Source organism: Rickettsia endosymbiont of Seladonia tumulorum (assembly GCF_964030815.1).
In the GTDB taxonomy this organism is placed as follows: domain Bacteria; phylum Pseudomonadota; class Alphaproteobacteria; order Rickettsiales; family Rickettsiaceae; genus Rickettsia.
Window position 1 is genome coordinate 980007 of sequence record NZ_OZ034963.1, and the last position, 13917, is coordinate 993923.

Sequence of the window (13917 nt, forward strand, 5' to 3'; positions counted from 1 at the left end):
GCTGAGATTGCTTCGTCAATTGCTTTGCAATTTCCTCGCAATGACAATATCATCAAATCCACCCTACTCTGCTCCATTACCCTATTCCTACTTGGTGGTTTGATAGCCATGAATATATCAGGCATAAATGTAGTGATCCCTGCACATTATCATGGCTCTATTGTGGGAATAAGTATTGCGTGCATGGGGTATTGTTATTTGGGTGTTAAGCGTCATTGCGAGGAGCGTAGCGACGAAGCAATCTTGTCAAGTATCCTGAGATTGCTTCGTCGATTTTTTAAATCTCCTCGCAATGACAATATTATGAACTTTACACTCTACCTACTCACTTTTGGGCAAATCCTGCATATACTCGGGCTTGCTTTTGCCGGTGGTTATGGCGTTATGCGTAAAGATCCTAATACTGTAATGCCGTTATCTGCTAAGCTACTAATGGGTATGATGGGCGGCGGCGGGCTTATTGCTATAGTAGGTGGCTTGATGTTTGTGTTTATTTGTGGTAAAACAATTTTTTTGAAAAATAAACAAAATTATGACGATTAAAAAACCGACAAAAGAAGAAGCAAAAGAAGCAGTAAGAACATTACTAAGATTTATCGGTGAGGATCCCAATCGTGAAGGATTATTTAAAACTCCCGATAGAGTAATCAAAAGTTATGAAGAAATATTTTCAGGATATGACAAAAATATTGAGGAAATATTAGAAACAAAATTTAGTGATACCGGTAATTTTCAAGATTTTATCTCATTAGAGGGCATAAAATTTACCTCTTTTTGTGAACATCATATGTTACCTTTTAGCGGTACAGTACATATAGCTTATATTCCAGATAATTGTATTGTTGGCATAAGTAAGCTTGCTAGAATAGTAAATGCTTTTGCTAAGAGATTACAAATTCAAGAAAAAATGACAGTACAAATAGCTGAAAGCGTACAGGAAAATTTAAAGCCACTTGGCGTTGCAGTTAAAATATCAGCTTTACATAGCTGTATGTCAATGCGTGGTGTAATGCAAGATAACAGCATCATGAACACTATGCATTATACGGGAATATTCGCCGAACAGCAAAAATATCGTCATGAATTCTTAAACCTTACTTCGAAAAAATAATATGTTACTATCCAAATATTTCTTACCTGTTTTAAAAGAAGACCCAAGTGAAGCCCAAATAACTTCTCATAAGCTAATGCTTAGAAGTGGAATGATTAGGCAGCAAGCCGCAGGTATTTATAGCTGGTTACCACTCGGCTTAAAAGTACTTAAAAATATTGAGAATATTGTACGCTCAAATATGGATAAAGCAGGATGTCTAGAAGTCTTAATGCCTTGCATTCAACCGGCTCATTTATGGGTAGAATCCGGACGCTTTGACAATTACGGCAAAGAGATGCTAAAGTTTCAAGATCGTCATGATAATACTTTGTTATTTGGTCCAACTAACGAAGATATGGTTACGGATATTTTTCGTAATAATATTAAATTATATAAAGATTTGCCAAAAAATCTTTACCATATTCAATGGAAGTTTCGTGATGAAATTAGACCACGCTTTGGTGTTATGAGAGGTCGAGAATTTCTCATGAAAGATGCTTATTCTTTTGATATTGATGAAGAAAGTGCAGTTAAGACTTACAATCAGATGTATAAGGCTTATATTAATACTTTCAGAGATTTAGGCGTATTCGCTATTCCGGTTATTGCCGATAATGGTCCGATAGGCGGAAAATTAAGCCATGAGTTTCATATTATTGCCGAAACCGGTGAAAGTACTATTTATTATGATAAAAGATTTAAGACGCTGAAAGATAATATAGATATTGATATTGAAGAAATAAAAAGCTGGTATGCAGCTGCTGAAGAGAAACACGATGCAAGTAAATTATCTTCTGATAAAGAAATAACTAGTAGCAAAGGTATAGAAGTTGGGCATATTTTCTATATTGGCACAAAATACTCCGTTAACATGAATGCCCTTATTAATGATGAGCATGGCAAATTAACACCGATAGAAATGAGTTCATACGGCATAGGTATTTCAAGGCTAGTTGCAGCTATCATAGAAGCAAATAGTGATGCAAAAGGTATTATATGGCCTACCGCTGTTGCACCTTTTAAAATTTCATTAATCAACTTAAATATTCATGATAGCAAATGCTTAGAGCTTGCAGAAAGAGTTTATAATGAGCTACTTACTCAAAATATTGAGGTGTTATACGATGACACTGACGTAAGAGCCGGAAGTAAATTTGCAACGCACGATCTTATCGGCTCACCTTACCAAATAATAATTGGTCCTAAAAAAGCTGCAAATAATATTGTCGAACTTAAAAACCGCAAAAGTGGTGAAATAGAAGATATTGATTTAAATAAAAGAACTTTAAACTCATACTTAACTTTTTTTAACTACTAAATAAAATTCTTTATTGACTTTTATATAAAACAGTATAGCCTTTTTTACAATTTATTTTGTAGGAAAATTATGCTGGGTTACGCAAAAGAACAAACAACTTTGACCAGAGAGCAAAAAGAAGCTGCTGGTATTTTATCTACTGCCACCTTTTTAGAATATTTTGACTTAATGCTATATGTTCATTTAGCAGTATTATTAAATGAACTATTTTTCCCTAAATATGAGCCTAGTGTTACTTCTCTTCTATCTGCTTTTACTTTTTGCTCTACCTTTATATTTAGACCATTAGGAGCATATATCTTCGGAAGAATTGGTGATAAATTAGGTAGAAAGTCCACTGTTATTATGACAACTACCTTAATGGCTTTATCATGTGTAGTGATGGCTAATGCTCCTACTTACGAGCAAATAGGTTATTTCGCTGCTGTACTAATCACAGTTTGCCGTGCAGTCCAAGGTATGGCATCCGTAGGCGAGATAGTAGGTGCAGAGCTGTATTTAACTGAAATTACAAAGCCACCTGTTCAATATCCTTTAGTTTCTTTTATTGCTGTAGCGTCAGTAATTGGAACTACAGCAGCACTTGCTGTAGCTTCTTTAGTTACCACACATGGATTGAATTGGCGTATTGCTTTTTGGATAGGTGCAGCTATCGCAGTCATAGGTGGTTATGCTAGAACCAAGCTTAGAGAAACACCTGACTTTGTAGATGCAAGTGCTAGACTTTTACGAAGATATGAAAAGATCAATTTAGACACAAAAGAACTAAAACATGATGAAATTTTTAATCAAAAACCTAGTAGAAAGACAACAATATATTTCTTTATAATGAGCTGTGCCTGACCTATATGTTTCTATTATATATTACTTGCGGTGAAGTATTAAAGAACTCATTTGGATATAGTGCTTCTCAGGTGATCCATCATAATTTTATTATCTCAATGTTTCATTTGGCTACTTTATCTTTTATATGTTTCTTAAGTTATAAAATATATCCTTTAAAAATTCTTAGAGTAAAATTAGTATTATTATTTATATTTATTTTATCTTCCCCATATCTTTTAGGAAATGTGACTACACCTATACAACTTCTTTTAATTCAAATATGCATAATATCATGCTCTTTTGATACTGTTCCGGCGGTTTCTATATTCTTTAGACATTTTCCAGTTTTTAAACGCTTTACCTATAGCAGCATGATATATGCTATTTCTAGAGCTTTAATGTATGTAATTACTTCATTCGGGATTATATATCTAACTAAATATTTTGGTCAGTATGGGTTATTTATTGTTATGGTACCATTACTTGTGACTTGTATGTTTGGTCTTAATCATTTTCAGAAATTGGAAAAGAAAGCTGGTTATTTGTAAATTACAATTTATAATTATTTAGAAATTTATCACATATATTACTGAACTTTTCTTCAATTTCATAACATTCTAAATGTATAGCAGAAAGTAAAAATTTCTTTAGCGTTTCTTTAATTATCTTATAGGCTTTTTCAGGGGACTTAGATTCTAAGGTTTGTATGTTATGAATACGATCAAATAGTTTTATAAGTACAGTGTCATATCTTTTTTGTTTGATGAGTAAATTAAGGCTTTCTTCGGCACTTATTTTTCCAGTAGGTTTAACTCTGGTTAGACCTTCTACATGCCTTGCAACTTCTGTACCAAAAATCTTGGTAATCATTTCTTCAGTAAGTTCCGTATCTTCAATAGTATCATGAAGCAATGCTGCTTGTAACATAATAGCATTGTAAAGCTTTGGAGCATCATACGCTACAAACTCTGCAAGCATTATAGTTACTTCAATAGGATGGGAATAGTACGGGTCACCTGATTGACGCATTTGCAAACCATGATATTTACGAGCGTAATAAATACCTTTTTTGACTTCATCAAGATCTATAGGGTTTTTTACTTTGGCGTTTAAATCCTCAATTTTATCAAGAAGTTTTTTAGCATATTCACAAATTTTAAATTTTTCTTTCCAGCAGTTTAAATCTTCCATAAAAATTATTTATACAGTAATATTAATTGTTCCAAAAATAAATTCACATTTTCTAGGTTAGCAAATAGTCCTCTAGGGCAAGCCCTAGAGGACTCGAACCTAAAGTTTGTTAATAGAATTAAGGACTGTTTCTAAGATCATACTAGCTGCTACTGCGTCATCATTATTATTACGCTCTTTTCGTTTAATACCGAATGATTTTAGAAAATTGTTTGCGGCTTTTGTAGTGAGTCGTTCGTCTTGTAGATATATAGGCAAATTTATAGATTTTGTCAATTCTTCGGCAAATTTTATTACTATAGCTGATTGCTCTGTCTGCATTCCGCTCATATCAATCGGCAAGCCTATTACAATACCGCAAGCTTTATATTGTTCAATTTTCTCAAGTAAAGAAGCTATGATCGCTTTTTTACTTGCTTCAGTGATAATATTTAGCGGCATGGCTATATTACGTTCTTGATTAGATATAGCAACACCTATTTTTTTGCTGCCGTAATCAATAGAGATAAGAGGTGCATTCGGTAATAAAAGCCGATAAAATTCTTGAAGATTATTTATGATCATGATAGGTTGTGTGTACAAAATTTACATAATTATTGTATTATATGCTAAAAAATATTCAGAAACATTTAGATATCAAATTAATTAAATTATCGGCAATTTTAGCCTTTATTTACTGCTTATTATTCAATAGTGCAATATTAATTTATAAATTTGATTATTATAAAGCAACAATCTTTAGAGGAATATTAGAACTATCAAAAGATTTCTGCTATGTTTATATATTTTCTTTTATAGCATTTTTTGGTCTTAGCGTACATAGATTAGCATTAAAAATTGGTTCATGCTTTTTATTTATCACTTCTGCAATAGCTAGCTATTATATTTATTTCTTTAAAATAACTCCTACTAAGCAAGTAATTGGTAGTTTTTTCTCAACAGATTTAAATGAAGTTTATGAACTTACAAGTATTAAATTAATAATATGGATGATTTTTAGCTTATTTACTTGTCTTTACACACTCAAATCTTTTGCCACTTCTGATACTAAATCTTTTGTCACAAAATTATTATCCGCAGCGTGTTTACTTATCTTTTTATATAATATCATTACTCCATCTTTTAAAATATTAAAAAATTACTTTCCTGTTCAGTATTTACATAATACTTATCTTAATTTTGCTGGAAGCCTAGGAGGTAAAAATTATGCTCAAATAGATATCAGTAAGCAGTATAATTTCGTAGATAATTCTGATAATGATATTATTGGTGTTTTAGTCATAGGAGAGTCAGCAAGATTTGATCATTTCGGTATTAATGGTTATATGTGTGATACAACACCTCGATTGAAAAATATCGAAAATCTTACTTCCTTTAAAGCTAAATCTGCATCAAACTTAACTTATATTTCTATACCCTCATTACTTTCACGTTATCCTGCAAGTAAAATTGAAGATAATAAACTTGAAAATAGTTTTTTATCAGTTTTGACTAGTATAGGATTTAATACTACTTGGATTGGTACGCAAACTTTAATGAGAAATTTTGCAAATTTTGACTTAGGTACTATCTATAATGATGTTAATTTTACTATAGTACCAGGGGGCTCTGCTTTATTTTCTTTAAATGATCATGATGGGAAAATGCTTCCCTTTGTACAAGAAATAATTTCAAATTCAAGTAAACAATTTATAGTAGTTCATACATCCGGCAGTCACTGGAATTACACCGCAAGATATCCTAGAGAATTTGAGCAAAAGCATCCTGAATCAGTAGCATCAATTAAAAATTATGCCAATAATGAAATTAGCCATGATTATGTTTTTCATTCAATTCTTGACTGTCTAAATATAGATTCTGATGTCATTGACAAGGGTTTAAGTTTATGTAAATCTAGCTAACTTTTTAAAAATCAATTCCAAGCTCGTCAGTTAAAATACTCATTAGCTCTAGCCCTGCTCTATTTCTCCATTTTTCTTGTTCATAGAAAAAATGATAAGGTCCGCTAATTGGGGATGATAACCAAATTTCCTTGACTGCACTTTGTTTATTTATTACATATATACCGTTAGTTGTATCAATACTTAATATATCGCTTTGTAGGTCTACATCTATGTCCTGATCTTGTTCTTCAATCCTGTCTGCTATATGTGCAATTACTGTTTCAGCTATTTTACTAAATTCACTATCATTCATAATTTTCTTTGGTTTTCTCTGGATCTATTACGGGTACTTTAATCATGCTTTTTCTATACATCTCAACAAATCTATTATGATCATTAAGGTTATTAGAAAAATTATGCCCACCTTTTCCATCAACTACAAAAAATAATGCATCTGTTTTAGCAGGTTTTACAACTGCTTCTAGAGATTTTAATGAGGGACAGGAAATTGGTCCTGGCGGCAATCCTTTAATATAATAAGTATTATTCGGCAATTCTTGCAATAAATCTTTTTTAGTTAAAGCTCTTGCTAGCTTAAATTTCCCTTCCGTTAAAGCATATATATTAGTAGGATCAGCTTGCAGCTTCATATTCTTCTTTAAACGATTAAGAAATACTGCGGCAATAATAGGCTTCTCTGCATCAGAACCCGCTTCTTTTTCTACTATAGAAGCAAGCGTTAATATATCAAGTCTAGTTTTTAATGGAGAATCAGGCGAGAGATCTATCATCACTTTATCTAAGTTATTAGACATTAGATTTCTCATCTGATTGATTATTCGCTCTTTTTGATCACCATATGAGAAAAAATAAGTTGATGGCATTAGAAATCCTTCCGGTATAACTCCCTTTATCTCACCTACTAAACGTGTTTCTTCGTTAATTTTTTTTACAACTTCCTGAACTACAGTACCCTCAGGCACTATTATTTTATGTATTATAGACTTGCCGCTTGCTAAAACTCTTAAAGTTTGCAGAGGCGAAATATTATGCGTGAAAATATATTCACCACTTTTAAGAGGATTTTTTATAGAGTAAATTTTAGCAATTATATTAAAAACTTCTGGATATTTTATTACTTTATTGGAATAAAGTTTTGTAACTATTTGATTTATGGATAATTTAGGTTCGATAATTATTGTCTTAGTTTGAGCTAAATTACCCGGTACAAAAATATAAAATACACCGAAGTTTAATATGGTAATAAATATAATTAAAGATAATGTGGCTAAAAAAAACTTGATTTTTAGTATATTTTTTAACATTTTTTATAAAACTTAGAAAATAATAATATTACCATGAAATATGGTTTTTTCTTGACATTTAAAATAACATGTAGTAGAAATAACTTAAAGTTTGGTTAAGATCATATATTTGCTAATAATTATATACTGCTTGTAAAATAGATCAAGAGTTTTAAAATTTAGCACTGAAATATTTGGATTATATTGAATATAGTAAATATCACTCCATTTTAGAAATTATGAACCCCCAAATTTAGCTTACCAACCTTTGAAATATCAAAGGTATACTGTAGATACTTAAAAAGATGGAAGTCAAATAAGTAGTGAGCCTGTACAAGCAATACAAAAGTACGTAAGCACAGGCGAACCTCGAAATTTGGCTTACCAAATCTTGAAGTATAAAAGGTATATATACTGATCTTAATAATAGGCATTATATAGTATGACACAAGATCAAGACAACGATCCAAAAAATAACGAAAGCGATAAGCTAAAATCTTTGCATAATAAATTAGGAAGCATTTCAGGCTTCTTAATGACAATGCGTTCTGACACTATTGAAGAACAAAAGAAAATTTCGCATGATTTAAAAGCTTTAATGAAACAGATTAATACTATGCAAAAAAGTATAGAAATATATTTTATTGTTATATTAGTATTAATGTTTTTCATGACGCAAAAAATGCTTTGGAGCGGTTCAAGCAAAAACCTTTCTCTTTTAACAAATTTATTTTAAGAATTCTTGTCTAATAATTTTTGTAGCTAAATAAGACGGATATATATTTGATTTAAAACCTAACTCCTGTAAAATCTTGTGACTTTCCGTTATTTGCTTATCAACTTCCTGAGGATTTAACAATAATTCTTTTAATTTATCACTAATAAGATTAGCTTCACAATTAAATTGAATAAATTCCGGAATTATTTCTCTATTCCCTATTATATTAATCAAAGTAACATATTTGATTTTTATCAATAACCTAATAATAATAAAACTAAAAATATTAACTTTGTATGCTACAATCATAGGAGTACCGGACGCTGCTATCTCTAAAGTATTAGTACCCGATTTGGCTAATGCTAAGTCAGATACAGCATAGCTTTTCAATCTTTCATATGAGAATATATAATTAAACCTAACCTTTTCTAAAAAAGGCTTTATTATTCTTTCATGATCAGGATTTGCAAGCGGAAATATCACCATAAGGTTTTTATGGTCATCATAAACTTTTTCAATAGCGGGGATAAAAATTGGTAGATGCCTTAAGATTTCCCCTTTTCTACTTCCAAGAGTAACGCATAAAACTTTTGTATCCTCATCTATTTCAAGCTCTTGTCTTAAAGCTGCCTTATCACTATAAAATTCCTGCTCCATTATTGGGTGACCTATATACCTACAATCAAGCCCAACTTTAGTAAAATATGGTGGCTCAAAAGGCAATAAGGCAAACAAGCAATTATAGATTTTTGCATATTTTGCTGCCCTGCCCTCTTTATAAGCCCAAACTGATGGTGCAACAATATGAATCATCTTAAGTTCTGGCAAACGCTCTCTTACCTTAGCTGCCACGCGATAAGTAAACCCTGGCGAATCAATGGTAATTAATATATCGGGTTTATTATTTATTATATCTTCAACTGTTTTATTGATTAATTTTTTTATCCTAAAAATATGAGGTATTACTTCAAAAAAGCCCATCAAATTTATTTCAGATATCGGAAACAAGCTTTCAAAATTGCCAGCTTCTTCCATATTTCGTCCTCCTATTCCGATAATCTTTAATTTTTTATCTTTTTTCAGATTCCGAATTATTCGACCACCAGCAAAATCCCCTGATGCCTCACCTGCTATGAAGTAAATTTTTTTCATTTTGTTTAAAAGTTCTAAATTATTTCTTAAGGTCCTCAATTTCTATTTTTAGTTTTTCAATTTCCTCTATAATTAACCCTGTAGTTCTCATTATTGTATTTATATTTATACCATCAAGTAGTAAGTTCTTTGCTATCTCAACATTTCTTCTAGCTTCACCTCGTGCCTCACCCCTAGCCTCAGCTTTTTTAAGAGTATTAGTTTCAATTCTAAGCCACTTTAAGCAGTCTTCATATTCTTCTCTTTCTTCTTTAGTAAAGTTTATTATCTCAAGTACTGTTAACGCTTTTTTTAAATCTTTATTATCTAGCTCTTTAGGAAGGTTGTCCTTATTAAGCAAATCATGACGTGTTAAAAAAGCTAGCCACATATCTAAAGCATTTTTAACTTTTTCTACTATATCCGATATGTCTTCTTTAGCACCCTTGGCAAACTTATTAAGCTCTATCGTATGTAATTCTATATCATAAAAATATTATGATATTTATCTGTGTCCGTAATACTTGTAAAATTAAGAATATGAATATCTATCGTTTTATTTAACTTTGAGTAATCATCTCCCTCTTTTAATTGTTGCGTATACATTTTTGCCCAATAATATAAGGCTCTTTGATCATAATCCGCTTCATCCGTTACTTGTATTTCAACGTTAAATATTTTACCGCTTTCACTTTGTGCTTTAATATCAAGTACAGAAAGTTTATCTGCTTTAAAATTTTTCGGATTATACGGATTAAGCAGTGTCACCTCTACAATTTGATCTTCCTTGCCTACTATCGAATTAACAAGCGATATTAGTAAATCCTTGTTCTCTTCTACTCCAAAGATTTTTTTAAATGCTAAATCTACACGAGGATTAACTTCAGACATATTAATTATTACCTTCTATATTATTTATTATCATACCATAAACCGCATAAAATTCCAGTTATGCATTTATCAATACTCCATTTTACGATAGCTTAAAGCTTCAGCAATATGCATTCTTAAAACTTTATCTTCATCTTCAAGGTCAGCTATAGTACGTGCTACCCTAAGTATTCGGTTGTAAGCCCGCATCGATAAACGAAACTTACTTGCAGCTTCATTTAGTAAATCTTTACCCTCATCTACAGGCATTGCATAATCTATCAACAATTGACCATCCAATCTATTATTTGTTTTAATATTATAACCCTCATATCTTCTTTCTTGGATTATACGTACCTTTTCTATCCTTTTAGCAATATCTTCTGATTTTTCTTCAGAACTTTCATTTGTTAAATCATAATTATAAATATTGATATTAGGTACTTCTATATGCAAATCAAATCTATCCATAATAGGACCGGAAATTTTCATTTTATAATCATCACCACATTTTGGGGCTTTAACACATTCTTTGTAAGAATCACCCAAATAGCCACATTTACAAGGATTCATAGCTGCTATTAGTTGAAAATTTGCTGGATATTTTATATGGGCATTTGATCTTGAAATTAGTATCTCACCATTTTCGATAGGTTGCCTTAAAGATTCAATAACATGCTGAGGAAATTCAGGCAGTTCGTCTAAAAATAATACTCCGTTATGAGCAAGTGTAATCTCCCCTGGTCTTACCTTTTTTCCAACACCACCACCAACCATAGCAGCAAGTGAACATGAATGATGAGGGGTTCTAAATGGTCTTATCCTAGTAAGCTTACCATCCAAAAACTTCCCAGCAATACTTGTTACCATGCTACATTCTAAAATCTCTTTCACCGACATTTTAGGCAGTATCCCAGGCAAGCAGCTTGCAAGCCTTGATTTTCCTGTTCCAGGAGGACCAAACATTAATAAATTATGACCACCTGATGCAGCAATTTCTAAAGCTCTTTTAGCTATATTTTGTCCTCTTACATCTTTAAAATCAGGGTAATTTACCGGCTCGTCTTGGACGATAGCTTCTGGAGGACTTAGAACTTGCGATCCTTTGAAATGATTTACTAGCTCAATTAAATTACCTGCTACAAGTATATTATCATTACCTGACCAAGCAACTTCAGATGAGTTTTTATTTGAGCAAATCAGCCCCTTATTCCTAGCAGTAGCACCAATTGCCACAGGCAATGCACCATTTACCGGCAATATCGACCCATCTAAAGATAACTCACCTATTATTAGATATTCTGCTATTTCAGTTTCTGGCAAAATATTCATAGCAGTAAGTATTGCACAAGCAATTGCAAGGTCGAAATGACTACCCTCTTTTACTAAATCTGCTGGAGCTAAATTTATCAAAATTTTTTTGGTGGGTAATGCAAGCCCTATAGAAGATAAAGCTGCTTTAACTCGCTCTTTTGACTCAGCAATAGTTTTGTCAGCAAGTCCTACTATGGTAAAGGCAGGTATACCAGGCGATATTTGTACCTGCACATCAACATCAGTGATATCAATCCCGTTGAATGTAAGACTTGCTATATGAATTATCATTTTTTAATAGTAATACTTTTGGTTGGAAAAGCATACTACAGAACAAACTTTGCTAAGTCAAGATTAGTTAGTATTTTTGATAATTGATTTTCTACAAATTTATCATCTATAGATATTTTTTCACCTTGCATTTCACTAGCTCTAAAGCTTATATCTTCAAGTAAATTCTCAAGTATAGTATGCAATCTTCTTGCTCCTATATCTTCGATTTCTAGATTAACTGTAGTAGCGTAATCTGCAATTTTCTCTATAGCGGAATTCGTAAATTCAAGTTCTACTTTCTCAGTACCTATTAAAGCCGAATATTGCTTTATTAAACTAGTTTCAGGCTCAAGTAGTATCTTTATCATATCCTCTTTAGTTAATGAATTCAACTCTACTCTAATAGGTAATCTTCCTTGCAATTCAGGTAATAAATCTGAGGGTTTTGCTATATGGAAAGCTCCTGAAGCAATAAATAATATATGATCTGTTTTAACAGGACCATATTTTGTATTAACTGTTGCCCCCTCAATCAAAGGTAGTAAATCCCTCTGCACGCCCTCTCTACTTATTTCTGAATTCTTTGCTCCAGAATTAGCTACTGAGGCAATCTTATCAATTTCATCAATAAAGACTATTCCATCATTTTCAACTAAATTAATTGCCTGCTGGATTATTTTTTCTTGATCAATTAATTTTTCAGACTCTTCTGATAAAATTATACTCATCGCTTCTTTAACTAACATTTTTTTTGTTTTAGTTTTAGTCGTTCCAAAAGCTCTTCCTATCATATCACCAAGATTAAGCACTCCCATAGATGCCCCAGGCATGCCGGGTATTTCAAAGCTACCTCCGCCTACAGGAGCTGTATCAGCTACACTAATTTCAATTTCTGTATCATCAAGCTCGCCACTTAAGATTTTTTCTTGAAACTTTTCTCTCGTCTCACTACTTGAAGTCTTACCTACTAAACTATCTAATACTCTCTCGATTGCTTTCTCACGTGCATTAATATCTACTTCCGTTTTAGCTATCGTTTTTTGAGTATTAACAGCTATTTCTACTAAATCACGAATTATTGATTCTACGTCACGCCCTACATAGCCAACCTCGGTGAACTTTGTTGCTTCTATTTTATAAAAAGGAGAATTAGTAAGTTTAGCAAGCCTTCTTGCAATTTCAGTTTTACCGACTCCCGTTGAACCTATCATTAAGATATTTTTTGGTACTATTTCGTTACGTAAGTTTCCCTCTACTCTTTTACGACGACCACGATTTCTAAGGGCAATAGCAACGGCTTTTTTAGCCTTTTCTTGACCTACGATAAATCTGTTAAGCTCGTTAACTATTTGAGAAGGTGTAAGCCCCATAGGGTCTTTTTTATTAATATTAGTAGTTTTAGTAGATTTCATACAACTTTTTCCGTTATAATATTATGATTAGAAAATACACAAAGATCTGCTGCTATATTCATAGATTTTAAAGCAATTTCTTCAGCAGTTAGAGGATTATCGTAAGACATTAAAGCACGTGCTGCGGATAAGGCGAATAGACCACCTGAGCCTATTGCTGCAACATTATTCTCTGGCTCAACAACATCACCGTTACCAGTTAAAATTAGTATATGATTGCGATCAGCCACAATCATCATTGCTTCTAAACGACGTAAATATTTGTTGCTACGCCAATCTTTTGCAAGCTCAACCGCACTTCTAAGCAAATTATGCTTATGTTGCTCTATTTTTACTTCTAACTTTTCAAATAAAGCGAGCCCGTCAGCAGTAGAACCAGCAAAACCTGCAATAATTTTATTATTAGCTATAGTTCGTAATTTTCGAGCAGTAGATTTTAATACTGTATTGCCGTGTGAAACTTGTCCATCTGCTGCTATAATTATTTCTTCGTTCTTTTTTAAACAAAGTATTGTAGTGCCATGTAAGGCTAAATTATCTGACATAATGTAAAATTTATTGATATTAATTTGCTGATTAAGTAAT

At 31.9% G+C, this 13917-nt stretch carries 14 protein-coding genes and 2 pseudogenes; 6 read left to right on the forward strand and 10 right to left on the reverse strand.

The window, feature by feature from the left end; translation table 11 throughout:
• Nucleotides 1-258: 258 nt before the first annotated feature.
• The 4 genes and pseudogenes from AAHF54_RS07475 to AAHF54_RS04790 all read left to right on the forward strand — a co-directional run.
• Nucleotides 259-543: pseudogene (locus tag AAHF54_RS07475) on the forward strand (hypothetical protein); the annotation flags it as partial.
• A complete protein-coding gene (folE, locus tag AAHF54_RS04780; protein ID WP_341788171.1) occupies nt 533-1111 on the forward strand; it encodes a GTP cyclohydrolase I FolE in 579 nt (192 codons plus the stop codon). The pseudogene AAHF54_RS07475 and the gene folE, both read left to right, overlap by 11 nt.
• A 1-nt stretch (nt 1112) precedes the next feature.
• A complete protein-coding gene (proS, locus tag AAHF54_RS04785; RefSeq protein WP_342169866.1) occupies nt 1113-2411 on the forward strand; it encodes a proline--tRNA ligase in 1299 nt (432 codons plus the stop codon).
• Between the two features lie 69 nt (nt 2412-2480).
• Nucleotides 2481-3784: pseudogene (locus AAHF54_RS04790) on the forward strand (MFS transporter).
• A 1-nt stretch (nt 3785) separates the two neighbouring features.
• On the opposite strand, the gene AAHF54_RS04795 reads toward AAHF54_RS04790, so the two are convergent.
• Both AAHF54_RS04795 and ruvX read right to left on the reverse strand, forming a co-directional pair.
• The gene (locus AAHF54_RS04795; RefSeq protein ID WP_342169867.1) at nt 3786-4427 is read right to left on the reverse strand and encodes an HD domain-containing protein; all 642 of its coding nucleotides are present in this window, start codon (nt 4425-4427) and stop codon (nt 3786-3788) included.
• Between the two features lie 99 nt (nt 4428-4526).
• On the reverse strand, nt 4527-4991 hold the full coding sequence (gene ruvX, locus AAHF54_RS04800; RefSeq protein WP_341795169.1) for a Holliday junction resolvase RuvX: 465 nt from the start codon (nt 4989-4991) through the stop codon (nt 4527-4529).
• A 41-nt stretch (nt 4992-5032) separates the two neighbouring features.
• Between ruvX and AAHF54_RS04805 the strand changes: the two genes are divergently transcribed.
• Complete coding sequence (locus tag AAHF54_RS04805; RefSeq protein ID WP_341788173.1) at nt 5033-6328, forward strand: sulfatase-like hydrolase/transferase; 1296 nt, start codon at nt 5033-5035, stop codon at nt 6326-6328.
• A gap of 4 nt (nt 6329-6332) precedes the next feature.
• Here AAHF54_RS04805 and cyaY read toward each other — a convergent pair whose 3' ends face one another.
• Together cyaY and mltG are read right to left on the reverse strand one after the other, a co-directional pair.
• Entirely contained in the window at nt 6333-6623 is a 291-nt protein-coding gene (gene cyaY / locus AAHF54_RS04810; RefSeq protein ID WP_342169868.1) for an iron donor protein CyaY, read from the reverse strand.
• A complete protein-coding gene (mltG, locus tag AAHF54_RS04815; protein ID WP_342169869.1) occupies nt 6616-7635 on the reverse strand; it encodes an endolytic transglycosylase MltG in 1020 nt (339 codons plus the stop codon). The genes cyaY and mltG overlap by 8 nt, the downstream gene beginning before the upstream one ends.
• Before the next feature lie 421 nt (nt 7636-8056).
• Between mltG and AAHF54_RS04820 the strand changes: the two genes are divergently transcribed.
• The gene (locus AAHF54_RS04820) at nt 8057-8350 is read left to right on the forward strand and encodes a hypothetical protein (protein ID WP_011477479.1); all 294 of its coding nucleotides are present in this window, start codon (nt 8057-8059) and stop codon (nt 8348-8350) included.
• On the opposite strand, the gene lpxB is transcribed toward AAHF54_RS04820, so the two are convergent.
• The 6 genes from lpxB to hslV all read right to left on the reverse strand — a co-directional run bounded on the left by lpxB (nt 8342) and on the right by hslV (nt 13877).
• Nucleotides 8342-9484 carry a lipid-A-disaccharide synthase gene (gene lpxB / locus AAHF54_RS04825; RefSeq protein WP_341794322.1) on the reverse strand — a complete coding sequence of 381 codons (1143 nt, stop codon included), beginning with the start codon at nt 9482-9484 and terminating at the stop codon, nt 8342-8344. The two genes, AAHF54_RS04820 and lpxB, sit on opposite strands and share 9 nt — an antisense overlap.
• 19 nt (nt 9485-9503) lie before the next feature.
• Nucleotides 9504-9947 carry a PD-(D/E)XK nuclease family transposase gene (locus AAHF54_RS04830; protein ID WP_342170240.1) on the reverse strand — a complete coding sequence of 148 codons (444 nt, stop codon included), beginning with the start codon at nt 9945-9947 and terminating at the stop codon, nt 9504-9506.
• Nucleotides 9944-10354 carry an Rpn family recombination-promoting nuclease/putative transposase gene (locus AAHF54_RS04835; protein ID WP_342169870.1) on the reverse strand — a complete coding sequence of 137 codons (411 nt, stop codon included), beginning with the start codon at nt 10352-10354 and terminating at the stop codon, nt 9944-9946. The genes AAHF54_RS04830 and AAHF54_RS04835 overlap by 4 nt, the downstream gene beginning before the upstream one ends.
• Before the next feature lie 69 nt (nt 10355-10423).
• Nucleotides 10424-11938 carry a YifB family Mg chelatase-like AAA ATPase gene (locus tag AAHF54_RS04840; protein ID WP_342169871.1) on the reverse strand — a complete coding sequence of 505 codons (1515 nt, stop codon included), beginning with the start codon at nt 11936-11938 and terminating at the stop codon, nt 10424-10426.
• Nucleotides 11939-11973: 35 nt separating this feature from the next.
• On the reverse strand, nt 11974-13332 hold the full coding sequence (gene hslU, locus AAHF54_RS04845) for an ATP-dependent protease ATPase subunit HslU (RefSeq protein WP_342169872.1): 1359 nt from the start codon (nt 13330-13332) through the stop codon (nt 11974-11976).
• The gene (gene hslV / locus AAHF54_RS04850; protein ID WP_342169873.1) at nt 13329-13877 is read right to left on the reverse strand and encodes an ATP-dependent protease subunit HslV; all 549 of its coding nucleotides are present in this window, start codon (nt 13875-13877) and stop codon (nt 13329-13331) included. Before hslV ends, hslU begins: the two co-directional genes overlap by 4 nt.
• Nucleotides 13878-13917: the final 40 nt, after the last annotated feature.

Coding starts and splice junctions, on each gene's coding strand:
- folE (WP_341788171.1), top strand. CDS start 533: ATGACGATTAAAAAACCGACAAAAGAAGAAGCAAAAGAAGCAGTAAGA.
- proS (WP_342169866.1), top strand. CDS start 1,113: ATGTTACTATCCAAATATTTCTTACCTGTTTTAAAAGAAGACCCAAGT.
- AAHF54_RS04795 (WP_342169867.1), bottom strand. CDS start 4,427: ATGGAAGATTTAAACTGCTGGAAAGAAAAATTTAAAATTTGTGAATAT.
- ruvX (WP_341795169.1), bottom strand. CDS start 4,991: ATGATCATAAATAATCTTCAAGAATTTTATCGGCTTTTATTACCGAAT.
- AAHF54_RS04805 (WP_341788173.1), top strand. CDS start 5,033: ATGCTAAAAAATATTCAGAAACATTTAGATATCAAATTAATTAAATTA.
- cyaY (WP_342169868.1), bottom strand. CDS start 6,623: ATGAATGATAGTGAATTTAGTAAAATAGCTGAAACAGTAATTGCACAT.
- mltG (WP_342169869.1), bottom strand. CDS start 7,635: ATGTTAAAAAATATACTAAAAATCAAGTTTTTTTTAGCCACATTATCT.
- AAHF54_RS04820 (WP_011477479.1), top strand. CDS start 8,057: ATGACACAAGATCAAGACAACGATCCAAAAAATAACGAAAGCGATAAG.
- lpxB (WP_341794322.1), bottom strand. CDS start 9,484: ATGAAAAAAATTTACTTCATAGCAGGTGAGGCATCAGGGGATTTTGCT.
- AAHF54_RS04835 (WP_342169870.1), bottom strand. CDS start 10,354: ATGTCTGAAGTTAATCCTCGTGTAGATTTAGCATTTAAAAAAATCTTT.
- AAHF54_RS04840 (WP_342169871.1), bottom strand. CDS start 11,938: ATGATAATTCATATAGCAAGTCTTACATTCAACGGGATTGATATCACT.
- hslU (WP_342169872.1), bottom strand. CDS start 13,332: ATGAAATCTACTAAAACTACTAATATTAATAAAAAAGACCCTATGGGG.
- hslV (WP_342169873.1), bottom strand. CDS start 13,877: ATGTCAGATAATTTAGCCTTACATGGCACTACAATACTTTGTTTAAAA.